We start from the raw sequence: 24,142 nt of genomic DNA, 5'->3' as shown, positions 1-24,142 counted from the left end.
TGTGGAAGGACTATGACCGTTCGGTGAAGAGACGCGTCGCAAGGGCTGGCCCGCCGTAAATGAAAAAGCCCGCCATCAGGCGGGCTCCTTCATGGTGCTTGAGGATCAGGCGCCAGTAGATGAGCGTGGTGCAACTGGGCGGCTATCGTCGGAGATGGTCACCTCCACGCGACGGTTCTGCGCACGGCCCGCGTCGCTGCGGTTATCGGCAATCGGGTATTCCTTGCCATAGCCTTGGGCAACGACCCTTGAAGGTGCGACGCCAGCGCGCAGCAGTGCTCTGCGTACCGCAATGGCCCGGCGTTCGGAGAGCGTCTGGTTATAGGCCGCGGACCCCACGCTGTCGGTGTAGCCCTCGACGATGACCTGACGCTCCGGGTTGTCCTGGAGGAAGCGCGCGAGTTGGTTGATGTTGTTGAAGGCGCTGGCCTTGAGTTCGGCTTGGTTGAAGTCGAAAAGCACGTCGCCGAAGGTGATCAGGGTTCCGCGCTCGGTTTTCTTGCCCTGCAAGCTTTCCTGCAGCTTCCGGATCTGTGCATCACGCGCCTCCAACAGGGCGCGGGCGCGTTCGGTCGATGCATTCTTCAGTTCCGTCTCGGCGTGGCGAAGCTCAATGGTTTGTATTGCCAACTCCGTACGGCGATTAGCCAGGTAGGCCAGTTGGTCGACCGTCGCTTCGTTTTCCTTGGCCAGGTAGGCTTTCTCGGCCTTGCTCAGCCACTCCTGAGCATCCTTGGTTTCCAGGGCTGCGAGCTTGCTGGCTTGCGGATCGGTTTGCAGTGCCGTGAATTTGCTCCGGGCGTTCTCCAGGTTGGCGTTGGGCTGGTGGGAGCAGGCTGCCAGGCCCACGCTGAGCGCCAGAAGTGCAGGAATCGTTAGGTGTTTATGCATGGCATTTTCCTTGTTTATCCGTGAGTGACTGGAACTGAAATCGCTCCTCTACTGGGCGTTTCGCAGACCTTCCTCACGCAACTGCTGGATGCCTTGGCGGGCGTCTTGTACGGCCCGCTTGGCCTTGGCCGTCTGTGCCTTGCGCTCGGCCACCCGTGCGTCCCACTCGGCCTGTTCGGCAAGGCTCCGAGCTTGCGCATACTGCTTTTCGTACATTGCAAACTCAGCTTGCTTGAGTTTGTCCCGGGCCGACTTCATCTCGACAGCGGCGAACTCGGTACCGCCGGCGCTGGTGGCGGCGTTCACCGCCGATTGCGCCACGGCGTACTGCTCACTGGGAGGGTTGCCGGCGCAGCCCGAAAGTGCGAGGCCGCAACCCAGCACCAGAGCAACCCGTGTCGCCCCGTGCTTGCGAGTGCTTGGGGTGTGCTTAGGCCTGAGTTTCATGGCAGCTGACTCCATTTTGGGAACTCCTATCGATGACGGTATCGGTGACCACCGCCTCGCTTTGCATCGTGGGGCCAAGGGGACAGGCCATCCAGGTCAGCTTTGGCGGGCGGTGGTCGCTGCCCGCGACCTAGAGGACGCCGACGGGCGACTCCTTTTATAGAGATTTATTGCTTGTGTTCGATAAGGAATGCCTGAAAAGGCGGATGTGGCGTCAGGGCGTGTTGGAAGGGGGCAGGTTGATGGAGGGCGGGCAAAACGGCGGGCAATAAAAAAGCCGGCTTGTGGCCGGCTTTCCTTGAGAGGTCGGGGCTTACTTCTGGTAAGCCGCAACCGCTTTAGTGATTTCTGCGCGGGCGGCGTCGGCGTTGCCCCAGCCTTCAACCTTCACCCACTTGCCTTTTTCGAGGTCCTTGTAGTTCTCGAAGAAGTGCTTGATCTGCTCCAGCAGCAGGGCCGGCAGGTCGGTGTATTCCTTCACGTCCACGTACAGCTGGGACAGCTTGTCGTGGGGAACGGCGAGCAGCTTGGCGTCGCCGCCGGCTTCGTCGGTCATGTGCAGGACGCCGACCGGACGGGCGCGGATGACGGAGCCCGGCGCGACCGGGTAGGGGGTCACGACCAGCACGTCCAGCGGGTCGCCATCGTCAGCCAGGGTGTTGGGGATGTAGCCGTAGTTGGCCGGGTAGAACATCGGGGTGGCCATGAAGCGGTCGACGAACAGGCAATCGCTGTCCTTGTCGATTTCGTATTTGATCGGCGCATGGTTGGCCGGGATTTCGATCGCGACGTAGATGTCGTTCGGCAGGTCTTTACCAGCCGGGATCTTGCTGTAGCTCATGGTCGACTCCCTGGAATGGGCCAAAAAAAGTGGGCGGATTATATGCACATTCAGGGGGCGTTGCTACGCCGCCGTGCTCATCCGTTGGTCGTGTCCCGGTAGGCCGGATCCTCGGCCTGGAGGCGGGCCAGTCGGGCGCCCGGGTCTTGCCGGTAGAACAGCCGCAATTGCGCGTAGACCCCGGGGTAGGCGGCCTGCAGCAGGTCGGGGGCGGTGAAGAAGTATTCGCTGGTGACGGCGAAGAACTCCGCCGGGTCTTCGGCGGCGTAGGGGTCGATGGGCAGCTCGGCGTTCTCGTCTTCGTCCAGGCGGGCGTTGAGTTCGTCGTAGACGCTCTGCATCGCCTCGGCCCAGTCCGACTGGCGCATGTCGCGGTGCAGCGGCGGCAGGCCGTTGGCGTCGCCGTTGAGCATGTCCAGCTTGTGGGCCAGCTCGTGGATCACCAGGTTGTAGCCTTCCCAACCGCCGCTGGCCTGGATGCCCGGCCAGGCCAGGACCACCGGCCCCTGGTGCCAGGCTTCACCGCTGCGCTCGTCGTCCCATTCGTGAACCACGCCGGCGCTGTCGCGGTGGCGCTGGGGGCTGACGAAGTCGTCGGGGTAGATCACCAGCTCGTGGAAGCCCTGGTACCAGCCCAGTTCTTCCAGGTGCAGCAGCGGCAGCTGGGCCTGGGCCGCCAGCAGCAGGCGCTCGCGGGCGTCGAGCTGCAGGTCGCCCAGCAGGCTCAGGTGCTTCTCGGCGAGGAACAGCACGCTGCGTTCGCGTAGCCGGGCGTCTTCCTCCGCGTCCAGGCCATCGAGGATCGGCAGCGCCTGGCGCACCTCGGCCCAGAGGGCGTCGTCCACCGGGTGGCGGGCCAGGATGCGGCGGCGCCGCCAGTCGCGGAAGAAGCCCATGGGGTGGCGGTCAGCTGTGCGGGGCGTCGCCGGCTTCGGCCGGGCGCAGGCGACGGTGCAGGAAGCCGATGATCATCGGCAGCAGCGACAGCAGGATGATGCCGATCACCAGCAGCGAGAGGTTCTGCTTGATGAAGGGCACGTTGCCGAAGAAGTAGCCCAGGGTGACCAGGCCGCCGACCCAGAGGATGCTGCCGGCGACGCTGAAGGCCACGAAGCGGCCGTAGGGCATGCGCCCGACGCCGGCGACGAAGGGGGCGAAGGTGCGCACGATGGGCAGGAAGCGCGCCAGGGTCACGGTCTTGCCGCCGTGGCGGTCGTAGAACTCGTGGGTGCGCTCCAGGTAGTCGCGGCGGAAGATCTTCGAGTTCGGCCGGCTGAACAGGCGCTCGCCCGTGGTGCGGCCGATCAGGTAGTTGGTGCTGTCGCCGAGGATGGCGGCGCTCATCAGCAGCAGCGCCAGCAGGACCGGGTCCATGGCGCCGTTGGCGCACACCGCGCCGGCGATGAACAGCAGGGAGTCGCCCGGCAGGAAGGGCGTCACCACCAGGCCCGTCTCGCAGAAGATGACCAGGAAGAGGATGGCGTAGATCCAGGTGCCGTAGTTGGTGACCAGCAGGTTCAGGTACTGGTCCAGGTGCAGGACCAGGTCGATCGGGTTGAATTCCATGGGGCGCCTTGAACGGGAAAACGGAGGCGGCCGGTGGCCGGGCGAGCGGCATTATAGGGGCAAGGTACGGAGAAGCGGCGAGCTTCCGTCGTGGGTTTTCCGGCATGAAGGCTGCAACTGTTTCCATTGTTTTCCACCAATGGAGGCCCGCCCATGGCGCTGCAGCTGCTGGAACACCCCGCCCTGAGCCTGGCCCAAGGCCACGGGCCGGACCTGCCCCAGCAGGCCGCCCGCGCCCGGGCGGCCTGGGTGGCCGGGCATCGGGGGCGGCCGCCGTCGCTGATGCTGGTGCTGCTCTGGGCCCGCCAGTGCCCCGATGTGGTGCAGGTGCTGGAGCACCACCTGGACGCCCTGTTCGCCGACTACGCCTGCACCCCGGAGGGCTGGAGCGAAGTGCAGGCCGCCCGCCAGGTGCTGGCGGCGCTCAACCTGCGGCTCTACAAGCACGGCCAGGCCGGCGCACGCCTGCCCGAGCTGAGCGCCGGCCTGGTGCTGGCGCAGGACGGCCAGCTGCATTTCCTCCAGGCCGGTGCCGTGGGCCTGGCGCGGGTGCATCGCGGCGTGCTGGAGCAACTGCCCGGCCACGAGGGCGGACTGGGCGCCCAGCCCGAGCTGGCGGTGGTGCAGCACAGCCTGCCGCTGCGCATGGGCGAGCCGTTGTTGCTGGCACCGCAGCCCTTGCTGCAGGTGGCCGACCTGCAGCGCTTCCAGGCCGATTGCGCCGAACTCGCCCCTGGGCGCCTGGGGGAGGTGCTCGAACCGCTGCTGGCGGCCCCTGGTGCGGCGGCCGTGCTGCTGCCCGGTGCCGCCGACCAGTTGCCGGCGCCCACCCCGGGCAACAGCTGGCCGGCGGTGGTGGATGCCGCGCCCGGCCTGCAGGTGGACGGCTGGACGCTCCAGGCCGCCTGCGCCTACGGGCCGCCCGGCCGGCTGTTCCGCGCCCGGGACGACATCGGGCGCGAGGCCCTGCTGTGGCTGGCCGAAGGCCCGGCCGACGAAGCCTTCTGGCAGCGCGAGTGGGTGCTGCGGCGCAGCCCGGTGGCCAGCCTGCCCCAGGTGCTGTCGCCCCACCGGCCGCGCCGGCATGCCTTTCTCCTGTTCGAGCCGCCCCCGGCCGGCGTGCGCAGCCTGGCGGACTGGATCGGCAGCCAGGGGCCGTTGCCGCCTGCGACCCTGGTCGCCCTGCTGTGCCAGCTGATCGAAGCGGTGCGGGCCTTGCAGCGGCGCGGCATGCAGGGGCTGTGGCTGAACCCCCGGCAGATCCTGGTGGGGGACGACGGCCGGGTGCTGCTGTTGCCGGAGTTCGCCGCGATCCTCCCCGGCGTGCAGCGCCAATCGGTCCCGGCCCAGGCCGTGCCCCTGGCCCCGGAGTTGCGCCATGGGCGGGCGGCGGACGGCTCGGCCGACCAGTTCGCCCTGGCCGCGCTGTGCTACTGGATGCTCAGCGGGCAATGGCCCGAAGTGGCGCGCCCCGAGGGCGGGCAGGCCAGCCGCTACGTGCCGCTGGCGAGCTTTCGCGCCGGGCTGCCGGAGGGCTGGGACGGTGTGCTGGCGCGGGCCCTGGCGCCCCAGGCGCGGGCGCGCTTCGAGGCGCTTTCCGAGTTCCAGCTGGCCCTGGAACGGGCCCTGCAGGCCGCGCGCCAGGCCCCCACGCCGCGCGACGGGCGCAAGGTGCGCCTGGCGCTGGCGGGGTTGCTGGCGGTGCCGGTGGTGATCGGGTTGTGGTGGGGGCTGGGCCTGTGAGGAGCGGGCTCAGTCACCGATGGGCAGGATGTAGTTCTTGAACTGGCTGTCCTCGCGGAAGCCGATGGACTCGTAGACCTTCTGTGCCACTTCGTTGCCGACGCTGGTGGACACCCGCAGGCGCACGGCGTTGGTTTCCTTGGCCATCTTCTTCGCGGTTTGCAGCAGGCGGTCGGCCACCAGCTGGCGACGGGCGTCCTCGGCGACATAGATGTCGTTGAGGATCCACACGCGCTTGAGCGACAGCGAAGAGAAGCTCGGGTAGAGCTGGCAGAAGCCCAGCAGCTTGTCCTCGTCATCGGCCAGGGCCAGGTAGATGACCGATTCCTTGCGCTTGAGGCGGGTCTCCAGGAACTTGCGCGAGGAGTCCGGGAAGGGCAGCTCGCCGTAGAACTCGCGGTACTTCACGAACATCGGGCTCAGCAGGTCCAGATGCTCCAGGGTGGCTTGGACGATGCGCATGGGAAGACCTCGGCGTCGGTAGGGATACGGGAACGGAATGCAGGTGCCATGCCAGCACCGTCCCGATGCTGCCTCAAAGTTTGTCCGCCGCGCAATCGCGGCAAAGCGGCCGGCTGCGCCACGTAGGGGGATCGAAACGCACCCGCTGCCGGTCCAACCCCGGGACGAGCCGATGCAAGGAGTTCCCCGTGGCAGAGCGATCCCTGGAACAGGTGGTGGATGAGGTGCTGGCGCGCATCGACGGGCCCATCCGCCTGGGCATTCCCCTTGGGCTGGGCAAGCCGGTGCGCTTCGTCAACGCCCTGTACCAGCGCATCAAGGCCATGCCCGAGCGTTCGCTGACGCTCTACACCGCGCTGTCCCTGGCCCGGCCCCGGCCGTCCGGGGAGCTGGAGCGGCGCTTCGCCGAGCCGTTCTTCGAGCGGGTGCTGGGGGATTGCCCCGAGCTGGACTACCTGGCCGACCTCGAACAGGGCACCTTGCCGGCGCACATCCGCATCGAGGAGTTCTACCTGCAGCCCGCCAGCCAGCTGGACAACCCCCGCGCCCAGCAGCACTACGTCAGCCTCAACTACAGCCATGTCGCGCGGGACCTGGCGCGCAAGCGGCTCAACCTGCTGGCCCAGCTGGTGGCGCGCGATCCCGCGCGGCCGGGGACGTTCAGCCTCAGCTGCAACCCGGACATCACCCTCGACCTGCTGCCCGACCTCGACGCCCGTCGCCAGCGCGGCGAGACCGTGCTCTGTGTGGCCCAGGTGCACGAGGCGCTGCCCTACATGCCGGGGGACGCCGAGGTGCCGGCGGCGACCTTCGACCTGGTGCTGGACGAGACCGAGCGCACCCCGCTGTTCTCCACCCCGAACATGCCCGTCAGCGCCCAGGACCACGCCATCGGCCTGCACGCCAGCACCCTGGTGCGTGACGGCGGCACCCTGCAGGTGGGCATCGGCGCCATGGCCGACGCCCTCACCGCTGCGCTGCTGGCCCGGCACCGGGACAACACCGCCTACCGGGCGGTGCTCGACGCCCTGGACGTGCCGGGACGCTGGGACGGGCTGATCGACCGCGAGGGCGGCCTGGCGCCGTTCCACCAGGGCCTCTATGCCAACAGTGAAATGGTCCTGCCCGGGCTGCTGGACCTGCTGGAAGCCGGCATCCTCGGGCGCCGCGCCTACCCGGACCTGCACCTGCAGCGCCTGGCGGACGCCGGCGTGCTGGACGCCGAGGGGCGCGTGGTCGACCCCGAGGCGCTGCTGGCCGCCCTGCCGCCGCGCCTGGACGCCGACACCCTGGGCTGGGCCCAGGGTCACGGCCTGCTCGACAGCCGCCTGGCCCTCGACGGCGAGCACCTGCAACTGCCCGACGGCCGCCGGTTGCCGGCGGATATCGAGGCACCGGCGACCCGCGCCGCCCTGGTGGGGCACCTGGGAAGCGCCCGTGGTGGCGTGTGCATCCACGGCGGCTTCTTCCTCGGGCCCCGCGATTTCTACCGGCGCCTGGCCGCACTGGACGACGCCGGCCGGGCGCGCATCGCCATGACCGGCATCGGCTACGTCAACCGCCTGCTCGGCGACGAAGCCCTCAAGCGCCAGCAGCGGCGTGACGCGCGCTTCATCAACAGCTGCTTCTGCGTGACGCTGCTGGGGGCCAGCGCCGCCGACCAACTGGAGGATGGCCGCGTGCTCAGTGGCGTCGGCGGGCAGTACGACTTCGTCGCCCAGGCCCATGAGCTGGACGGCGCCCGCTCCATCCTGATGCTGCGCAGCTGGCGCGAGTCGGGCGGCGAGGCCCATTCCAACATCCTCTGGGACTACGGCCACACCACCATCCCGCGCCACCTGCGGGACATCGTCGTCACCGAATACGGCATCGCCGACCTGCGCGGGCGCAACGATGCCGAGGTGGTGGAAGCCCTGCTGCGCATCAGCGACGCACGTTTCCAGGACGAGCTGATGGCCCAGGCCAAGGCGGCCGGCAAGCTGCCGTCGGATTTCGTGCTCGACCCGGCCTGTCGCGGCAACACGCCCTGGCGCCTGCACAGGGTACAGGCCGATCACCCGCGGCTGTTCGCGGAGTACCCGCTGGGCTGCGACTTCACCCCCGTGGAGCAGGACCTGCTGCGGGCCCTGCGCTGGCTCGGCGCCCGGCTGCGTCTGGAGGATGCCCTCGACCTGGGCATGAGTGCGCTGTTCGAGGTCGCCTCGGCCGAGGTCTGTGTCGAACACCTCCGACGCATGGGCCTGGAGAGCCCCGAAGGCCTGCGCGAGCAGGCCTTCCAGCGCCTGTTGCTGGCCGGTCTGAAGGCCACCGCGCCCGGCTGAATCAGCGGGAAAGGTTCTGGCAGGACCGTGCGGCAATGCGCCACAAGGCCCGCGTTCCGTGATCCGGGGCTTCGGTGCTAGAGTCGCCGCCCATGAAACCGACCCCTTCCTCCCGCTCGTTGATCGCCTGGATGCTCTACGCCTGCGTCCTGCTCAACGCGCTCGCCTGCAGCGTCCACCACGGGCAGGCGATGGGGCTGGAGCTGAGCGGCCTCGGCGGCGCCTTCTGTTCCGCCCATGGCGAATCGGGGCCGGGCTTCGGCGACCTGCCGGGCGAGCTGTCGCGGCTCGCCGGTGCCGGCTTCAACTGCCCGATGGGCTCGGCCATCACCCTTGGCGTCATCTTCTTCCTCGGCCTGTACTGGCTGCAGCGCCAGCGCGCGGTCCCGCGCCCGGTTCGCGAGCGCCGCTGTACGGCTCCGCCGCGAGAACGCTGGCCCTCGGCCAACCCCCGCGCCTCCCCCTGAGTTTCCGGCTCGTCCCCTGCGGCCCGCTTGCGCGTGGCCGTCGCGTCCTGCCGCCCGTGCATCCGTCCGGCGCGGCCTGATCCACCTGATCCGGAAAATCACGATGTCCCTTTCTGCCCGTTCCACCGATTGCCGCACCCCCTTCACCCTCGACCGCAGCCAGCTGCGCTGGCGCCAGGCCTTCGCCCTCGCAGCCGGCCTGGCCCTGTGCAGCGGCCTGCAGGCGGCCGAGCACGTCCACGCCAAGCCCGCCGCCAAGGACAGCGACACCCAGGAGCTGCAGCCCACGGTCGTCACCGCCGTGCAGCAGAGCTCGCCGCTGACCGTGGTGGCCGACCCGAAGGACGCCCGCCAGCCCATCCCCGCCAGCGACGGCGCGGATTACCTGAAGACCATTCCCGGCTTCGCCGCCGTGCGCAACGGTGGCACCAACGGCGACCCGGTGCTGCGCGGCATGTTCGGCTCGCGCCTCAACCTGCTCACCAACGGCGGCCAGATGCTCGGCGCCTGCCCGGGCCGCATGGACGCCCCCAGCTCCTACATCTCGCCGGAAACCTTCGACCGCCTCACCGTCATCAAGGGCCCGCAGACCGTGCTCTGGGGCCCCGGCGCCTCCGCCGGCACCGTGCTCTTCGACCGTGAGCCGGAGCGCTTCGGCGAGCTGGGCAGCCGCGTCCACGCCAGCGTGCTGGCCGCCTCCAACGGCCGCTTCGACAAGGTGCTGGACGGCGCCGTGGGCAGCGAGCTGGGCTACCTGCGCTTCACCGGCAACCAGTCCCAGTCCGACGACTACGAGGATGGCAACGGCGACACCGTGCCCTCGCGCTGGCGCAAGTGGAACGGCGACGTGGCCCTGGGCTGGACCCCCGACGAAGACACCCTGGTGGAGCTGACCGCCGGCCGTGGCAACGGCGAGGCCCGCTACGCCGGGCGCGGCATGGACGGCAGCCAGTTCCTGCGGGAAAGCCTTGGCCTGCGCTTCGAGCGCAGCAACCTGGGCGGCGTGCTCGACAAGCTGGAGGCGCAGGTCTACTACAACTACGCCGACCACGTGATGGACAACTTCCGCCTGCGCAGCCCCAACCCCTCCAGCTCCATGCCCATGCCGATGGCCTCCCAGGTGGACCGCCGCACCCTCGGCGGGCGGGTCGCCGCCACCTTCAAGTGGAGCGAGGTGGAACTGGTGGCCGGCCTCGACGCCATGCGCAGCGAGCATCGCAAGCGCGCTTCGCGCTATTCGATGATGAGCGGCCAGTTCACCGACGCCGACCAGTTCCCCCGCGTGCGTGATGCGCTGATGCACAACTACGGCGCCTTCGGCGAGCTGACCTGGTACGCCGCCGACCGCAACCGGGTGATCACCGGCGCCCGCCTGGACCACGCCCAGGCCCTCGACGACCGCGCCACCGTGGGCCGCATGAACATGGCCAACCCCACCTACGGCAAGACCCGCTCCGACACCCTGCCCAGCGGCTTCATGCGCTACGAGTACGACCTGGCGGATGCCCCGGCCACCCTCTACGCCGGCCTCGGCCACGTGCAGCGCTTCCCCGACTACTGGGAGCTGTACTCCCCCGGCAGCGGCCCGGCCGGCTCGGTCAACGCCTTCGACGGCGTGAAGCCGGAGAAGACCACCCAGCTCGACTTCGGCGTGCAGTACAACGACGGCGACCTGGAAGCCTGGGCCTCCGGCTACATCGGCCAGGTGCGCGACTACATCCTGTTCACCTACACCCCGGGGATGATGGGTGCCACCTCCCGCGCCGATAACATCGACGCGCGCATCATGGGCGGCGAGCTGGGCGCGGCCTACCGCCTGGACGACAACTGGAAGGTGGACGGCACCCTGGCCTACGCCTGGGGCAAGAACAGCTCCGATGGCCGCGCGCTGCCGCAGATGCCGCCGCTGGAGGCACGCCTGGGGCTCACCTACGAGCAGGACGCCTGGAGTGCCGGTGCCCTGTGGCGCGTGGTGGCCGCGCAGAACCGCGTGGCGGAGAAGCAGGGCAACGTGGTCGGCCAGGACTTCGACAAGAGCGGCGGCTTCGGCGTGTTCTCCCTCAACGGCGCCTACCGCCTGACGTCCAACCTCAAGGTCAGCGCCGGGGTCGACAACCTCTTCGACAAGGCCTACTCCGAGCACCTCAACCGCGCCGGCGACGCCGGGTTCGGCTTCCCCGCCGACCCCGAGGCGATCAACGAGCCGGGTCGCACCCTGTGGACCAAGGTCGACTTCAGCTTCTGATCACCGGTCGATAGCGGGCCTGGCGGCCCTGTGGAAAGATCGGGCGGCGCCTCCAGGGCACCTCTGAATCGTTGGAGGTGCCCTCGCAGGGCGTTGCCAGGAGCTGCCATGACCCGCTTTCTGATCACCCTCGCGACCCTGCTGGTCGCCCTCTACCTGCTGCTCTGCGCCGGGCTCTACCTGTTCCAGCGCCAGCTGCTCTACGTGCCCCAGCCGCGCACCCTCGACGCGCCGGGCAGCACCCTCGAACTCACCCGCCCCGAGGGGCCGCTGCAGGTCACGGTGCAGGCCCACGACGGGCCCCGGGCGCTGCTGTACTTCGGCGGCAATGCCGAGGATGTTTCCCTCAACCTCCCCGAACTGCGCCAGGCCTTCCCCGACCGCGCGTTGTACCTGATGCACTACCCGGGCTACGGCGGCAGCGCCGGCGAACCCTCCGAAGCGCTGATCGTGCGCGACGCCCTGGCCCTGTTCGACCAGGTGCAGGCCGCGCACCCGCAAGTGGATGTGGTGGGGCGCAGCCTCGGCTCCGGGGTCGCCGTGCAGGTGGCCAGCGCCCGGCCAGTGAGGCGGCTGGTGCTGGTCACGCCCTACGACAGCATCGAGGCGGTGGCGGCGGAGCGCTTCCCCTGGGTGCCGGTGGGCTGGCTGCTGAAGGATCGCTACCGCTCGGTGGACCGGGTCGGTACTTTGCGGACGCCGAGCCTGCTGTTGGTGGCAGGGCAGGACCGGGTGATTCCCCCGGCCCACGGCGAACGCCTCGCCCGGCACTTCGCCCCCGGTGTGGCGCGGCTGGAGCCGCTGGAGGGCGTGGGGCACAACGACATCAGCCTGCACCCGCGCTACTGGGCACTGCTGCAGGAGGCCCTGCGCTGAGAAGGGGCCGGTGGAGGCGGCTCAGGCGTAGACGCTGATGCCGCCCTTGGCCTGCAGCCAGTCGCGGTAGGTTTCCAGGGACTGGGTCTGCTGGTTGCCGTTCACCCCGACGAAGGACAGGCCGCCGCCCAGGTTCTTATCCAGCAGCTTCTGCACCTGGGTGAGCAGCTTGGCGGCGTCGTCGCGGTCGAGGCTGGAAACGTCGGGCAACTGCAGCTTGGCGCCGCCGCTGCCATTGAGCCCGGCCTGGCTGGCCTGGGTGGCGTTGGTGATGACGTTGCCGGTGTCGCCGGCCATGGCATTCATCAGGCCGCCGCAGCCCTGGGCCACCAGGTTGGCGGCGAGCTTGCGCAGGTCGGCAATGGGGTCGGAGGGCGTCTGCGGCTTGTCGGTGGTGCCGGACGTGCCGCTGTTGCCGGCCTTGTTGCCGGCCAGCGAGGCGAGGTAGCCGGCCAGCGGCGAGTTGTTGTTGATGAGGGTCATGGGTGGATTCCCCGAATCTGCGGACACCGGCGTTCAGCATAAAGCGGGCCAGGTGGCTGCAAGCCAGGCGTGGCAAGGGTTGGCGCATATCCCGTACCGGTCGGAGCGGCGTCGGCTTGCCGGCTCCGGGCAAGGCCTTGCCGGGTTGGCCAGGGGCCAGCAACTGACGCCGGCCCCGGGAGCCCGTATCATCGCCGCCCTGTTTCACTGCCGATGGACCTGCTGGATGCTGTCTGCCGTCAAGCGCTACACCGCGTTGATCTCCGGAACCCTGGTGCGCTGCTTCCCGCGCACCACCGCCTACCTGCGTGCCGAACGCGAGGCCGCCGAAGCCGCCCAGGCCCTGGCCCGTGCCCAGGCGCAGCAGAAGAAGGCGCGCCCGCGCGGGCGCAACAAGAAGGCCAGCGAAGGCAAGGGCCGCACCACCGCCCGCAAGTCCGCCCCCAAGGAACCTGGCGGGGCCCGCACGGCCGTCGAGGGCCCGAGCGTCTACCGCGCCGCCGCGTTGCCCCGGCGCAAGGGGGCCGAAGAGGCGATGCGCGCGCGCGTGGCCGAAGCCGTTGCGGCGGGGGTAGTGGCGGCGCCGTCCGACGAGCAGTGGGCGATGATCCTCGCCCGTGGGCCGCTGACGCGCATCTTCGCCGGCGCCGGCTCGGGCAAGTCCACCACCCTGTTGCTGCGGGTGGTCTACCTGCTGGCCCACCTGGGCATCGACCCGGCCAAGCTCACCGTCATCTCCTTCACCAACGCCTCCTGCGCCCAACTGCGTGAGCAACTGATGCGGGTGCTGGCGTTCTGGCAGGTGCCCTTCGACGCGGCCCAGGCGCGCCAGTGCGTGCGCACCTTCCATTCGGCCATGGGCGTGCTGGCCAAGAGCGAAATGGGCGTGAGCGCCTGGTTCGAGCAACTGGACAGCCGCGATGCCGGCGACGAGCCGGACAACCCCCTGGCCGCCGGCCGCCTGAAGCCGGCCCAGCAGCGCCTGCTGCAGGAGGCCTACCACGCCTGCTACGCCGAGGACGTCGGCTTCCGCACGGCGGTCCACGCCCTGCTGGGCCTGGAGCCCGATGCGGTGCTGTCGAAGACCCCGGAAGGCCCCCTGCGCCTGGCCGGCGAGCTGGGGCCGATGGCCCTGCCGGAGGCGTTCCACGTGCAGGCCGGGTTCATCGAGAGCCTGGGGTTGCGGGTGGATGCATTGCAGCCGGACGCCCTGGCCTGCCCCCAGCGGGACCAGCAGTTCATCCGCGCGCTGCAACCCTTCTGGGCGCGCTTCCAGGCGCTGTTGCGCCAGCGCGGGCTGGCCACCTTCAACATGGCGTTCTGCGAACTCACCGAGCGGCTGGAAAAGGGCGGGCTGAAGCTGCCCGCGCTGGTGCCGCTGACCCACCTGCTGATCGACGAGTTCCAGGACATCTCCCCGCAGATCGTCCGCTGGCTGCGGGCCGCCCACGAGCGCCTGGCGCAGGCCGGGGAAACCCCGAGCCTGATGGCCATCGGTGACGACTGGCAGTCCATCTACGGCTGGCGCGGCAGCTCGCCGGAGCTGTTCATGGACTTCGACCGCCACTTCGCCAAGGGCCGCGGCAAGAAGAGCGCGGTGCTGCGCCTGGAGACCAACTACCGCTCCATCGACGGCGTAGTGCGCGACGGCGAGGCGGTGCTGGGCGGCGTGGCCTTCAAGCAGGACAAGACCTGCCGCGCCGTGCGCGAGGCCCGGCCGGGTGACCATGGCGTGCGGCTGGTGCAGGGCTTCGAACTGCCCGGCGGCCTGCCGGCGCTGGTGGCCGAGCTGCAGGCCCAGTGCGCCCATGTGGCCGGCCTGGAGCGCGCCGAGCGCACGCCGGTGCTGCTGCTCAGCCGGCGCAACGACACCCTGCGCACAGTGCAGACGGCGCTGGAACCGGGGTTGCCGGTGAAGGCCCTGACCATCCACCGGGCCAAGGGCTTGCAGGCGGAGGTGGCGGTGATCGTCGACGACTGCCAGCCGCCGGAATCCCACCCCCTGCGCAACGCGCTGTACGCCCACAGCGGCTACTTCCGCAACAGCTACGACCAGGCCATGCGCGACGAGAACCTGCGCCTGGCCTACGTTGCCATCACCCGTGGCGTGAGCCGGGTGATCTGGTACTGCCGCCGCCCCCAGGGCGCCACCGCCGTGCTGGCCGCCCGCGCGCCGGATCTCTGAGCGGGTGAGCCTGATGGTGGCTCTGCTGGTGGGCTGAAGCCCACCCTACGGTTCAGGTCGTAGCCTGGGCTTCATCCCCGCCTTGAATCGATGCGGTTCGCTGAGCTCACCGCATCCTACGGCCGGCTCCGTCCGTAGGATGGGCTGAGCTGTGCGAAGCCCATCGCTGGTCCAGGGATGCGCCGTGGTCCCGGGCTGAAGCCCGGGCTACGTCCAGGTGCGAGGCCTTCGCGGTTGAAACCGCTCCCACGGGGGATGGGCGCTGCGCGGGGTGGTGTCGGCGGCTTCGATGGTGGGCTGAAGCCCACCCTACGGTTCAGGCCGTAGCCTGGGCTTCATCCCTGCCATGAATCGATGCGGTTCGCCGAGCTCACCGCATCCTACGGGCCCGCCGTCCGTAGGATGGGCTGAGCTGTGCGAAGCCCATCGTTGGACCAGGGATGCACCGTGGTCCCGGGCTGAAGCCCGGGCTACGTTCAGGTGCGGGGCACGGGGGATGGGCGCTGCGTGGGGTGGTGTTGTCAGCTTCGATGGTGGGCTGAAGCCCACCCTACGGTTCAGGCCGTAGCCTGGGCTTCATCCCTGCCATGGATCGATGCGGTTCGCCGAGCTCACCGCATCCTACGGGCCCGCCGTCCGTAGGATGGGCTGAGCTGTGCGAAGCCCATCGCTGGTCCAGGGAGGCGCCGGGCGTTCCCGGAGGCGGCGGGGTCAGAACAGCGCGTCTTCGTCGCGGATCAGTACGCAGTGGTGGCCGTGGTCGTCTTCGAAGGCTTCGTAGAGGAAGTACATCTCCACGAGGCCGTCCGGGCGGGTGAGGGCGACCTGGTCGCCGGGTTCGGGGGTGAAGTGCTGGCGGCTGGAAGCGGGGGCCAGGCATTCGATGCGGGCCTGGACGAACAGGGCCGGGTCGCTGCCGTCGAAGTAGGCCTCGCGGTCGGCTTCGCTCCAGTCGGCGGGGATGACGAAGGGGCCTTCGATCAGCACGCGGGCGTCGCCCAGGTCTTCTTCCTCGGCGTCTTCGTCCTCCTCGTCGGCACGGTAGAGGGTGGCGTCCAGCGCGGCGGCATCGTCGAGCACGGCCTGGCGGGCGGCGAAGCGGGCCTGCGGGTCGAGGGCGGCGGCCTGGCAGCGGGCGAGCCAGGACGGGTCGCTGGCGAGTTCGGGGGATGTGGACACGGCGGGTCTCCGCTGGAAACTGGGAAAGCGCGCAGTTTCCGGGAGGCGGGCGACGCTGGCAATCGCGGCGTGGCGGTCAGCCGTGGCTGGGCTCGCCCGGGCCGATCAGCTCGGCCACCTTGGCCAGCACGGCGTGGATGTCGAAGGGCTTGTCGAACACGGCGGCGAACAGGTCGCCATGCTGGCGGCCGATGTTGCCCTGGGCGCCGCTCATGAGGATGACCGGCAGCTCGGCGTACTGGGGGCGCTCGCGGATGGCGCGGGCGAATTCCAGGCCGTCCATCACCGGCATCATGAAGTCGGTGATCACCAGGGACGGGCGCTCGCGGTCGAGCACGTCCAGGCCTTTGCGGCCGTTGCCGGCCTTGACCACCATGTAGCCCTCGTCCTCCAGTGCGTAGGCGAGGATGTCGGCAATCAGATACTCGTCGTCGACTACCAGGATCGTTGTCATCAGCGGTTGGCCGGTTGTGCGCCCATCAGACGCGTGTCGCGTTGCCGGAGAGTACGGAGGTCACCTGGCGGAAGTTCTTGTCCAGACGCATTCCGCTCGAGGTGAATTGCAGCTCCAGCAGGGCGGGGTCATACCCGCTGTCCCTCATCTTCAGAATGGCCAGTGAGCGCTTGAGTTCAGCATTCACTTCCACGAACCGCATCAACAGAAGGTTGTCCACGATGCTCGACAGCTCGGGTGCCGGGGCGTTGATGTCGGCGCTGTAGAGGTCGCGCATCTCCCAGGTGGCGACGATGGTCACGCCCATCGCCCGCAGCTGGCCCAGCAGGGCGCCGAAGAATTCCACCAATCGCGCCTGGCTGCTGGCCACCCGGGCCATGCCGCCGAAGCTGTCGATGAACAGGCGCTTGATGCCCAGGCGCTGCACCTCGGCGATCAGGTGGCCGCCGAGGGCGTCGAGCAGGCCTTCGGTGGGCGGTTGCCAGGCCAGGTGCAGGACGCCGGCCTTCTCCAGCGCCTCCAGGTCGAAGCCCAGGGCGCGGGCCTTGAGGCGCAGGCGCGCGGGGGATTCGTAGAAGCCGAAGTGCAGGGCCGGCTCGTCGGCACTGGCCTGGCCGAGGAAGCCCAGGCCGAGGCAGGTCTTGCCGACGCCGGCAGGGCCCATGGCGAGGGTCACCGAGCCGACGGGCAGGCCGCCTTCGATCAGTGCGTCCAGGTCCGGCGTGCCGCTGGCGATGCGCCGGGGCGTGGCGTCCTCGGGCAGGGTGGGGCGGCTGTAGAGGGATTCCAGGCGCGGGTAGACCACCAGGCCGTTCTCGGTGATCTCGCACTCGTGCAGGCCGGACAGGGAACCGCTGCCACGGGTCTTGCGCAGGTGGATGCGGCGCACCGAGCGGTTGCCCACCAGCTCCTCGCCCAGTTCGATGACGCCGTCGACCATGGTGTGCTCGGGGCTGCCGTCGTCGAGGCGGGCGCTGGTGAGGAAGAGCACGGTGCAGCCGGCGAAGGCGGCGTGGCCCTGCAGCTCGGAGATGAATTTCTTGGTGTCCATCGGCGTGTCCGCCTTGGAGCGGGCATTGAGCACGCCGTCGACGATCATCACCGTGGCTTTCTGCCGGCTGATCTCGCGGCGCAGCAGGCGCACCACTTCGTCGAGGCCTTCGTTCTCCAGGGTGTCGAAGGCGCTGACGAACTGGATCTCGTCACCGACCTTGGAGGCGTCGAAGAAGCTCAGGGTGGAGAGGAACTGGAACAGGCGCTCGTGGGTTTCCGCCAGGAGGGTGGCCACCAGCACACGGCCGCCGTTGCGCGCGTGGTTGAAGCCGATCTGGTTGGCGAGGATGGTCTTGCCCGAGCCGGGACGGCCCTGGACGATGTAGGACGCGCCGGCCACCAGGCCGCCCTTCAACAGGGCGTCCAGCCCCTCGATCCCACTGTGGAGGCGTTCTAGCTGTTCCAAGTTCTGGCCTGCTTCTTTGCTGTTTCGCTGGTTCTGAATGGCGAACCGGTGAAGCTGGCTCGCGTGCCCGCCTTGGCGGGTGGAAGGGGGATTCTACGCGCCGGGGCGCCTGCCAGCGATAGAGTCATTGGTCTCGGGCAAGTTCCGCTGCGTTTTCGCTTCGCTTGTCCAGGCCGGCAGGTAGAGGGCGAGGATGGCGCCCTGGCCGGGCTGGCTTTCCACGCGCAGGCCGCCGCCTTGCTGGCGGGCGAAGCCCCAGGCCTGGCTGAGGCCCAGGCCGGTGCCTTCACCGAGGGGCTTGGTGGTGAAGAAGGGCTCGAAGATGCGCGGCAGGAGGGCCTCGGGAATGCCGCTGCCCTCGTCGCTGACGCTGATGCGCACGAAGCTGCCGACGAGGTCGTCCCAGCTGCCGTCCAGGTAGCGGTTCTCGGCCCGCAGGACGATGGTGCCCTCGCCCGGGGGCATGGCGTCGCGGGCGTTGAACACCAGGTTGAGCAGGCTCATTTCCAGCTGGCCGAAATCCACCTCCACCGGGTGCAGGGGCGGGCGCACCTGCAGTTCCAGGGTCAGGTGCCGGGGCAGGGCCTGGGTGAAGAACATCTGCGCGGTGTGCAGCAGCCCTTCGAGCTGCAGCACCTGCACCTGCTGTTCGCGGCGCCCGGCAAAGGCCTGCAGGTGCTGGGTCAGGTGGCGGCCGCGCAGGCCGGCCTCGTGGATGTGGCCGAGCAGTTCCTTGCGGCGGGTTTCGTCGGTGCTGCGCCCGGCCAGGGCGGAGGCGCTGAGGATGATGGTGAGCAGTTCGTTGAAGTCCTGCGCCAGGCCGCCGCTGAGCTGGCCGAGGGCCTCCAGCTTCTGGGCGTGGAACAGCTGCATGCGCTGTTCGTCCTGCAGCAGGTCGCGGGCGTGGCGCTCGCTGAGGTCGCGGACCTGCAGCGCCAGGCCGAGCGGGGCGCCGTGCGCGGTGGGGATGAGGTCGAGCACCCGCTCGGCCCAGATCGGCGAGCCGTCGTGGCGGCGCATCCAGCCTTCCTCGCGGGCGTGGCCGTCGGCCCGGGCGGCCTCCAGCCAGCGCGCCGGCACGTCGGCCTCGCGGTCCTCGTCGGTGAACAGGTCCGCCAGGGGGCGGCCCAGCGCGTCGCCGGGGGGGTGGCCGAGCACCTGCTGGGCGCCACGGTTCCAGCTGCGCAGCACGCCGTCGGGGGTCAGCAGGCAGAGGGCGCAGTCGGTGACGGCGTCCACCAGGCGTGCGTAGTCGTGGTCAGCGGGATCGCCGGCGTTGGGCGATGGGGAAGGCTCCATGGGCACCAGGCTCGTGTAAGGGCGGTGCAGTGTCAGACCGCTGCCACGGGCCGGTGTTCCGGCCCGGGCGCCGGGCCGGTGTCAGTCGCCGCCCAGCAGGAAGTTGCCGCGCGGGCCGCCTTCGGGGCCGTCCAGCACCGGCACGTCGGAGTCGTCCTTGAGGTTCACCCCGGAGAGCTGGCGGCGGCAGGCCTCGCGCATCAGGTGCAGCAGGCGGTGGGCGGCCAGCCCGTAGGAGAGGCCCTCCAGGCGCACGTTGGAGATGCAGTTGCGGCTGGCGTCGGTGAGGCCGACACGGGGCGCCCAGGTGAAGTACAGGCCGAGGCTGTCCGGCGAGCTGAGGCCAGGCCGCTCGCCGATGAGGATCACCACCATGCGCGCCTTGAGCAGCTCGCCCACTTCGTCGGCCACGGCGACGCGGCCCTGTTCCACCAGGGTGATGGGGGCGAGGTGCCAGTTCTCGCTGGCGGCCTGGTCGAGGAAGCGCCGCAGGAAGGGCAGGGTATGGCGCTGCACGGCGAGGGCGGAGAGGCCGTCGGCCACCACCACGGCCAGGTCGTAGCCCTCGGGATGATTCGCGGCGTGTTCGCGCAGGCGCTCGGCGGAGGCGGCGTCCAGGCGCCGGCCGAGGTCCGGGCGTTGCAGGTAGGTGTGACGGTCGGCGGCGGCGCTGTGCAGGCGCAGGCTGGCGTGGCCGAGACCCTCCAGCTCGGCGGCCAGGGCCGGGGTGTCCAGCGGCAGGTGCACGGCGTCGCGGGCCTGGGCGTGGGCGAACTGGAAGTCCAGCTGGGCCTGGGTGGGCAGGCTGGTGCCGGCGCGCCCGAGGGCGATGCGCGCCGGGGTGAGGGCGCGCAGGGCCTGCCAGGGGTTGGCGGTGGCGGGGCGTTTCGGGTCGGTCATCGGGCCTCTCCTCAGGCGATTTTCCCCAGGGCGTGGCGGAAGGCCGGCGGCAGCTGCTCGCCGAGGCGCACGCGGCCGTCCTGCTGGCTGGCGATGCCCATGCGCTCCAGCCAGGCCTCGAACTCGGGGGCGGGCTTGAGGCCCAGGCTCTGGCGGGCGTAGAGGGCGTCGTGGAAGGAGGTGGTCTGGTAGTTGAGCATCACGTCGTCGGAGCCGGGGATGCCCATGATGAAGTTGATGCCGGCGACCCCGAGCAGGGTCAGCAGCATGTCCATGTCGTCCTGGTCGGCTTCGGCGTGGTTGGTGTAGCAGATGTCGCAGCCCATGGGCACGCCGAGCAGCTTGCCGCAGAAGTGGTCCTCCAGGCCGGCGCGGATGATCTGCTTGCCGTTGTAGAGGTATTCCGGGCCGATGAAGCCGACCACGGTGTTGACCAGGAACGGGTCGAAGTGGCGGGCCACGGCGTAGGCGCGGGTCTCGCAGGTCTGCTGGTCGACGCCGTGGTGGGCGTTGGCCGAGAGGGCGCTGCCCTGGCCGGTCTCGAAGTACATGAGGTTGTTGCCGAGGGTGCCGCGCTTCTGCGACAGCCCGGCTTCGTAGCCCTCGCGGAGTACCTCCAGGCTGATGCCGAAGCTGCTGTTGGCCGCTTCGGTGCCGGCGATGGACTGGAACACCAGGTCCAGCGGCACGCCCTTCTCGATGGCCTGGATGGAGGTGGTGACGTGGGTCAGCACGCAGGCCTGGGTGGGGATCTCGTAGCGCTGGATGATGGCGTCGAGCATCTCCAGCAGGGCGCTGATGGAGGCGATGCTGTCGGTGGCCGGATTGATGCCGATCATGGCGTCGCCGTTGCCGTAGAGCAGGCCGTCGAGGATGCTCGCGGCGATGCCGGCGGGGTCGTCGGTGGGGTGGTTCGGTTGCAGGCGGGTGGAGAGTCGGCCGCGCAGGCCCATGGTGTTGCGGAAGCGGGTGACCACACGGATCTTCTGCGCCACCAGCACCAGGTCCTGCACGCGCATGATCTTCGACACGGCGGCGGCCATCTCCGGGGTCAGGCCCCGCGCCAGGTTGCGCAGGGCCGCCTCGTCGGCGGACTCGCCCAGCAGCCAGTCGCGGAAGTCGCCCACGGTGAGGTGGCTGACCGGGGCGAAGGCGGCCCGGTCGTGGGTGTCGAGGATCAGCCGGGTGACCTCGTCCTGCTCGTAGGGGATCAGCGCCTCGTCGAGGAAACGCTTGAGCGGCACCTCGGCCAGGGTCATCTGCGCCGCCACGCGCTCGGCGTCGCTGCTGGCGGCGACGCCCGCCAGGCAGTCGCCGGAGCGGGCCGGGCTGGCCTTGGCCATCACCTCGCGAAGGCTGTCGAAGCGCCAGGTCTGGCCGCCGACACTGTGGGAGTAGCTTGCCATCTCGATCTCCATCCGGGCCCCGCCCGGTTGGCTGGGCGGGGCATTGTCGTCACACGCGGCTGAGCAGGGCGTCTTCCGGTGCACTGGCGCGGTGGTGCGCGGTGAACTGGAACCAGACGAAGCCTGCGGCCATGAACCCCAGGAAGATTAGCCCGATGGTGGTGTTGAACCAGGCCATGGCGACCAGGCAGACCACGGCCAGCACCAGGGCGATGGCGGGGACGACCGGGTAGCCGGGGGCGCGGAAGGTGCGCTCCAGGTTCGGTTCGCTGCGGCGCAGCTTGAACAGGCTGAGCATGCTGATGATGTACATGACGATGGCGCCGAACACGCTCATGGTGATCATCGCGGCGGTCAGGGTCATGCCCTGCAGGTTCACCAGGCCGTCGCTGTAGATCGCGGCGATGCCCACCACGCCGCCGGCGATGATGGCGCGGTGCGGGGTCTGGAAGCGCGACAGCTTGGCCAGGCCACGGGGCAGGTAGCCGGCGCGGGCCAGGGCGAAGAACTGGCGGGAGTAGCCGAGGATGATGCCGTGGAAGCTGGCCACCAGGCCGAACAGGCCGATCCACACCAGCATGTGCATCCAGGTGGAGTTGTTGCCGACCACGGCCTTCATGGCCTGGGGCAGCGGGTCGTTGATGTTGGACAGCTCGCGCCAGTCACCCACGCCGCCGGCCATGATCATCACGCCGATGGCGAGGAACACCAGGGTCAGGATGCCGGCGATGTAGGCGCGCGGGATGGTGCGTTTCGGGTCCTTGGCTTCCTCGGCGGCCATGGCCGCGCCCTCGATGGCGAGGAAGAACCAGATGGCGAAGGGGATGGCCGCGAAGATGCCGGAGAAGGCACCGAGGCTGAACTCATTGCTGCCGGCCCAGCCGTTGAGCACGAAGTTGGAGAAGCTGAAGCCCGGCGCGACCACGCCCATGAACACCAGCAGCTCGGCCACGGCCAGCACGGTGACCACCAGCTCGAAGGTGGCGGCGATGCTGACGCCGAGGATGTTCAGGGTCATGAACACGAAGTAGGCCCCCACGGCGGCGTGCTTCGGGTCCAGGTCGGGGAACTGCACGTTGAGGTAGGCACCGATGGCCATGGCGATGGCCGGCGGGGCGAAGACGAATTCGATGAGGGTGGCGATGCCGGCGATCAGCCCGCCTTTCTCGCCGAAGGCGCGGCGACTGTAGGCGAAGGGGCCGCCCGCGTGGGGGATGGCGGTGGTCAGTTCGGTGAAGCTGAAGATGAAGCAGGTGTACATGGTGGCGACCATCAGCGCCGTCACCAGGAAGCCCAGGGTACCGGCGGTGCCCCAGCCATAGCTCCAGCCGAAGTACTCGCCGGAAATCACCAGGCCCACGGCGATACCCCAGAGGTGCAGGGTGCCGAGCGTGGGTTTGAGTTGTGTCGTGCTCATCGGGACTCCTCAGCCCTCGCGGGCTTTGTTGTTGTTGGAAACCGCCTGTCCTCGGCGACGCTCGGCGCGCAAACACCCGCACAGTCCATTGGGGGATGGGTCGATGGTAGCCACCGACCGGCCCCAGGACTTGACCGTGGGAAGCGCGGTGGCGCCTCTGCGGTCAAGTCGCTGGGGTGTTACCCATCGCCCCATGAAAAGCGTGCTCCGGCCCGGTGCGCGCGGCCTCCAGCCTGCACAGGGAGGGTGCGAAGCCCTGGCCACGGTGCCTCCGGCAAGCCCCCTTCGGCGGCCGTGGACGAGGCATGGCTTTTGCTTGAACGGGTGATCAATTAAAGAACCCGGTACCCCGTGATGAGCCAGCCCCTGCTTTCATCCGCCAGCCTGCAGATGCCCCCCGCGAGCAACGTCGGCGTGCTGTCGGCGGCGGCCAGTGGCCTCGACCAGTTCATCACCCGCCAGGGCGGCGACCTGGACCTGGTGTTCGGCCGGGCCGGGATCGACCCCGAGCAACTGCGCCACCCGACCCTGAGCCTGGCGCTGCCCAACTACTGCGACGTGCTGGAGGAGGCCGCCCGGCAGTCGGGCTGCGACAACTTCGGGTTGCGCTACGGGCAGCAGTTCCAGCCGCGGGACCTGGGGTTGCTGGGGTATGTCGGGCTGTTCTCGGACACCCTGGAGGAGGCGCTGAAGAACTTCGCCGGGGCCTTCCCCTATCACCAGCACAGCACGCTGATCCGCCTGGTGGACTGCGGCGAGTGCTACCGCTTCGACTACCAGGTGCGCCATGGCGCCATCCTCGACCGCCGGCAGGATGCCGAGCTGACGCTGGGCATGGCGCTGAACCTGCTGCGCCACGTGCTGGGCCCGCAGTGGGCGCCGCGTGCGGTGGCCTTCGAGCATGAGCGGCCGGAGGAATGGCACGAGCATGGCGACGCCTTCGGCGCGCCGGTGCAGTTCGGCCGGCCGTGCAACTTCATGCTGGTGCCCAAGGGGGACGTGCAGGGCAAGCCGATGCCGGAGCGCGACCCAAACCTGCTGTTCCTCTTCCAGGACGTGATCCACCGCCTGGGCGCCGGCGCCAATGCCCCCAGCCTGCTGGAGGAACTGGGCACCCAGGTGCGCCTGGCCCTGTCCGAAGGCGAGCCCTGCCTCGAACGCATCGCCGAACGCCTGGAAATGACCCCCGCCGGCCTGCAGCGTCGCCTGCGGGAGCAGGGGCTGTGCTTCAGCCAGGTGGTGGAGCGCACCCGCCGCGAACTGGCGCTGCACTACCTGCGCCGCCGCCAACGCCCCATCTCCGAACTCGCCCCGCTGCTGGGCTACTCCGAGACCAGCGCCTTCTCCCGCGCCTTCCGCCGCTGGTTCGGCGTCAGCCCCCGGCAATGGCGAGGGGAAGAGCGCTAGGTCCTCGCGTACCACGCCGCTCTGTAGGGTGGGCCGGGCGGCGTTCCGCTTCAGCCCACCAGCGGTAACCAGCGTGGGCTGAAGCCCACCCTAC

General features: G+C 69.5%; 21 protein-coding genes. 7 read left to right on the top strand and 14 right to left on the bottom strand.

Annotated features, from left to right (window positions below):
* Positions 1-105 precede the first annotated feature (105 nt).
* From FBY21_RS16125 to FBY21_RS16105, 5 genes are all read right to left on the bottom strand, one after another.
* On the bottom strand, positions 106-891 hold the full coding sequence (locus tag FBY21_RS16125; protein ID WP_142012307.1) for an OmpA family protein: 786 nt from the start codon (positions 889-891) through the stop codon (positions 106-108).
* 48 nt (positions 892-939) lie between these two features.
* A complete protein-coding gene (locus FBY21_RS16120; RefSeq protein WP_174244731.1) occupies positions 940-1,353 on the bottom strand; it encodes a DUF4398 domain-containing protein in 414 nt (137 codons plus the stop codon).
* Positions 1,354-1,651: 298 nt separating this feature from the next.
* Positions 1,652-2,179 (bottom strand): inorganic diphosphatase, encoded by a 528-nt coding sequence (gene ppa / locus FBY21_RS16115; protein WP_044402408.1) that lies wholly within the window; start codon positions 2,177-2,179, stop codon positions 1,652-1,654.
* Between the two features lie 77 nt (positions 2,180-2,256).
* Positions 2,257-3,075 (bottom strand): zinc-dependent peptidase, encoded by an 819-nt coding sequence (locus tag FBY21_RS16110; protein WP_074972879.1) that lies wholly within the window; start codon positions 3,073-3,075, stop codon positions 2,257-2,259.
* 10 nt (positions 3,076-3,085) lie between these two features.
* Positions 3,086-3,745 (bottom strand): DedA family protein, encoded by a 660-nt coding sequence (locus FBY21_RS16105; RefSeq protein WP_142012302.1) that lies wholly within the window; start codon positions 3,743-3,745, stop codon positions 3,086-3,088.
* 153 nt (positions 3,746-3,898) lie between these two features.
* Here FBY21_RS16105 and FBY21_RS16100 point away from each other — a divergent pair, with 153 nt between their 5' ends.
* Positions 3,899-5,488, top strand: a complete 1,590-nt coding sequence (locus tag FBY21_RS16100; protein ID WP_142012299.1) for a protein kinase — start codon at positions 3,899-3,901, stop codon at positions 5,486-5,488.
* A 9-nt stretch (positions 5,489-5,497) separates the two neighbouring features.
* Here FBY21_RS16100 and FBY21_RS16095 read toward each other — a convergent pair whose 3' ends face one another.
* Positions 5,498-5,950: a GNAT family N-acetyltransferase gene (locus FBY21_RS16095; protein WP_044402397.1), complete on the bottom strand. Its 453-nt coding sequence runs from the start codon at positions 5,948-5,950 to the stop codon at positions 5,498-5,500.
* A 188-nt stretch (positions 5,951-6,138) separates the two neighbouring features.
* Between FBY21_RS16095 and FBY21_RS16090 the strand changes: the two genes are divergently transcribed.
* The 4 genes from FBY21_RS16090 (at position 6,139) to FBY21_RS16075 (ending at position 11,859) form a co-directional block, all read left to right on the top strand.
* Positions 6,139-8,271 carry an acetyl-CoA hydrolase/transferase C-terminal domain-containing protein gene (locus FBY21_RS16090; RefSeq protein WP_253543739.1) on the top strand — a complete coding sequence of 711 codons (2,133 nt, stop codon included), beginning with the start codon at positions 6,139-6,141 and terminating at the stop codon, positions 8,269-8,271.
* Positions 8,272-8,363: 92 nt separating this feature from the next.
* Positions 8,364-8,738 (top strand): DUF2946 family protein, encoded by a 375-nt coding sequence (locus FBY21_RS16085; protein ID WP_044402391.1) that lies wholly within the window; start codon positions 8,364-8,366, stop codon positions 8,736-8,738.
* Between the two features lie 103 nt (positions 8,739-8,841).
* Entirely contained in the window at positions 8,842-10,983 is a 2,142-nt protein-coding gene (locus FBY21_RS16080) for a TonB-dependent copper receptor (protein ID WP_142012295.1), read from the top strand.
* A gap of 108 nt (positions 10,984-11,091) precedes the next feature.
* Positions 11,092-11,859: an alpha/beta hydrolase gene (locus FBY21_RS16075; protein ID WP_142012292.1), complete on the top strand. Its 768-nt coding sequence runs from the start codon at positions 11,092-11,094 to the stop codon at positions 11,857-11,859.
* Between the two features lie 21 nt (positions 11,860-11,880).
* Here the strand turns inward: FBY21_RS16075 and FBY21_RS16070 are convergent, their stop codons facing one another.
* On the bottom strand, positions 11,881-12,342 hold the full coding sequence (locus FBY21_RS16070; RefSeq protein ID WP_142012290.1) for a hypothetical protein: 462 nt from the start codon (positions 12,340-12,342) through the stop codon (positions 11,881-11,883).
* A gap of 226 nt (positions 12,343-12,568) precedes the next feature.
* Here FBY21_RS16070 and FBY21_RS16065 point away from each other — a divergent pair, with 226 nt between their 5' ends.
* Positions 12,569-14,527: a DEAD/DEAH box helicase gene (locus tag FBY21_RS16065; RefSeq protein ID WP_142012287.1), complete on the top strand. Its 1,959-nt coding sequence runs from the start codon at positions 12,569-12,571 to the stop codon at positions 14,525-14,527.
* A 711-nt stretch (positions 14,528-15,238) separates the two neighbouring features.
* Here FBY21_RS16065 and FBY21_RS16060 read toward each other — a convergent pair.
* The 7 genes from FBY21_RS16060 to eat form a co-directional block, all read right to left on the bottom strand.
* A complete protein-coding gene (locus FBY21_RS16060; protein ID WP_044402377.1) occupies positions 15,239-15,706 on the bottom strand; it encodes a hypothetical protein in 468 nt (155 codons plus the stop codon).
* 76 nt (positions 15,707-15,782) lie between these two features.
* Positions 15,783-16,160, bottom strand: a complete 378-nt coding sequence (locus FBY21_RS16055; protein ID WP_044402374.1) for a response regulator — start codon at positions 16,158-16,160, stop codon at positions 15,783-15,785.
* 25 nt (positions 16,161-16,185) lie between these two features.
* The gene (locus FBY21_RS16050; RefSeq protein ID WP_142012284.1) at positions 16,186-17,619 is read right to left on the bottom strand and encodes an ATPase domain-containing protein; all 1,434 of its coding nucleotides are present in this window, start codon (positions 17,617-17,619) and stop codon (positions 16,186-16,188) included.
* 93 nt (positions 17,620-17,712) lie between these two features.
* Positions 17,713-18,918, bottom strand: a complete 1,206-nt coding sequence (locus FBY21_RS16045) for a two-component system sensor histidine kinase NtrB (RefSeq protein WP_142012282.1) — start codon at positions 18,916-18,918, stop codon at positions 17,713-17,715.
* Positions 18,919-18,999: 81 nt separating this feature from the next.
* The gene (gene eutC, locus FBY21_RS16040; RefSeq protein WP_044402366.1) at positions 19,000-19,818 is read right to left on the bottom strand and encodes an ethanolamine ammonia-lyase subunit EutC; all 819 of its coding nucleotides are present in this window, start codon (positions 19,816-19,818) and stop codon (positions 19,000-19,002) included.
* Between the two features lie 11 nt (positions 19,819-19,829).
* Complete coding sequence (locus FBY21_RS16035) at positions 19,830-21,224, bottom strand: ethanolamine ammonia-lyase subunit EutB (RefSeq protein ID WP_142012280.1); 1,395 nt, start codon at positions 21,222-21,224, stop codon at positions 19,830-19,832.
* A 49-nt stretch (positions 21,225-21,273) separates the two neighbouring features.
* Positions 21,274-22,641 (bottom strand): ethanolamine permease, encoded by a 1,368-nt coding sequence (gene eat / locus FBY21_RS16030; protein WP_142012277.1) that lies wholly within the window; start codon positions 22,639-22,641, stop codon positions 21,274-21,276.
* 354 nt (positions 22,642-22,995) lie between these two features.
* Between eat and FBY21_RS16025 the strand changes: the two genes are divergently transcribed.
* Positions 22,996-24,048, top strand: coding sequence for an AraC family transcriptional regulator (locus tag FBY21_RS16025; protein WP_044402356.1), 1,053 nt, complete (start codon positions 22,996-22,998; stop codon positions 24,046-24,048).
* The last annotated feature ends 94 nt before the right edge of the window (positions 24,049-24,142 follow it).

Origin of the sequence: Pseudomonas sp. SLBN-26 (assembly GCF_006715895.1) — a bacterium.
Lineage (GTDB): Bacteria > Pseudomonadota > Gammaproteobacteria > Pseudomonadales > Pseudomonadaceae > Metapseudomonas > Metapseudomonas otitidis.
The sequence above is the reverse complement of the archived record's forward strand: the minus strand, read 5'-3'. Positions and strand labels throughout refer to the sequence as shown.

Coding starts and splice junctions, on each gene's coding strand:
- FBY21_RS16110 (WP_074972879.1), bottom strand. CDS start 3,075: ATGGGCTTCTTCCGCGACTGGCGGCGCCGCCGCATCCTGGCCCGCCAC.
- FBY21_RS16065 (WP_142012287.1), top strand. CDS start 12,569: ATGCTGTCTGCCGTCAAGCGCTACACCGCGTTGATCTCCGGAACCCTG.
- FBY21_RS16120 (WP_174244731.1), bottom strand. CDS start 1,353: ATGGAGTCAGCTGCCATGAAACTCAGGCCTAAGCACACCCCAAGCACT.
- FBY21_RS16025 (WP_044402356.1), top strand. CDS start 22,996: ATGAGCCAGCCCCTGCTTTCATCCGCCAGCCTGCAGATGCCCCCCGCG.
- FBY21_RS16085 (WP_044402391.1), top strand. CDS start 8,364: ATGAAACCGACCCCTTCCTCCCGCTCGTTGATCGCCTGGATGCTCTAC.
- FBY21_RS16070 (WP_142012290.1), bottom strand. CDS start 12,342: ATGACCCTCATCAACAACAACTCGCCGCTGGCCGGCTACCTCGCCTCG.
- FBY21_RS16080 (WP_142012295.1), top strand. CDS start 8,842: ATGTCCCTTTCTGCCCGTTCCACCGATTGCCGCACCCCCTTCACCCTC.
- FBY21_RS16125 (WP_142012307.1), bottom strand. CDS start 891: ATGCATAAACACCTAACGATTCCTGCACTTCTGGCGCTCAGCGTGGGC.
- FBY21_RS16100 (WP_142012299.1), top strand. CDS start 3,899: ATGGCGCTGCAGCTGCTGGAACACCCCGCCCTGAGCCTGGCCCAAGGC.
- ppa (WP_044402408.1), bottom strand. CDS start 2,179: ATGAGCTACAGCAAGATCCCGGCTGGTAAAGACCTGCCGAACGACATC.
- FBY21_RS16105 (WP_142012302.1), bottom strand. CDS start 3,745: ATGGAATTCAACCCGATCGACCTGGTCCTGCACCTGGACCAGTACCTG.
- FBY21_RS16075 (WP_142012292.1), top strand. CDS start 11,092: ATGACCCGCTTTCTGATCACCCTCGCGACCCTGCTGGTCGCCCTCTAC.
- FBY21_RS16095 (WP_044402397.1), bottom strand. CDS start 5,950: ATGCGCATCGTCCAAGCCACCCTGGAGCATCTGGACCTGCTGAGCCCG.
- eat (WP_142012277.1), bottom strand. CDS start 22,641: ATGAGCACGACACAACTCAAACCCACGCTCGGCACCCTGCACCTCTGG.
- FBY21_RS16055 (WP_044402374.1), bottom strand. CDS start 16,160: ATGACAACGATCCTGGTAGTCGACGACGAGTATCTGATTGCCGACATC.
- eutC (WP_044402366.1), bottom strand. CDS start 19,818: ATGACCGACCCGAAACGCCCCGCCACCGCCAACCCCTGGCAGGCCCTG.
- FBY21_RS16035 (WP_142012280.1), bottom strand. CDS start 21,224: ATGGCAAGCTACTCCCACAGTGTCGGCGGCCAGACCTGGCGCTTCGAC.
- FBY21_RS16045 (WP_142012282.1), bottom strand. CDS start 18,918: ATGGAGCCTTCCCCATCGCCCAACGCCGGCGATCCCGCTGACCACGAC.